The 347-nt window shown below is 44.1% G+C and carries 1 protein-coding gene; it reads left to right on the top strand.

Going from position 1 to position 347, the window contains the following annotated elements:
- Positions 1–347 (top strand): hypothetical protein (locus ACRHOZ_RS20830; RefSeq protein ID WP_431130165.1); only part of this gene is annotated, 347 nt, incomplete at both ends.

Genomic DNA, 347 nt, shown 5'->3' with positions numbered 1-347 from the left:
ATTCCTTAACGGGAGAGGTTGTATCACAAGATGCAACGGAGGTGGTTTCCTTGGATTTTAGTATTGCCTTTCAGGACAATTCTACCGACGCGCATCCCGATACCGAAGATGATTCTTCTGTGGCTCCAGTATTAATAGAAACAGTCAATGTGTCCTCTCTTACTTCCAATTCCAACGGCCTTCCAGAAAAGACCCTTGAATTAACAGCTGATGAAATTTTTACAGCTTTAAACTTACACGCTACGGAAATTGAAGGGGGAGATGTGTTCATCTACTCCATTGCCATCAAAATGACTGATGGTACCGTATTCACCTGTTCCAATACCGGGGATAGTGTACGCGGGGAG

This window comes from Flagellimonas flava, from assembly GCF_050617915.1.
Lineage (GTDB): Bacteria > Bacteroidota > Bacteroidia > Flavobacteriales > Flavobacteriaceae > Flagellimonas > Flagellimonas flava_A.
Note: the sequence above shows the minus strand (reverse complement) of the source record. Positions and strands in the feature narration are given on the sequence as shown.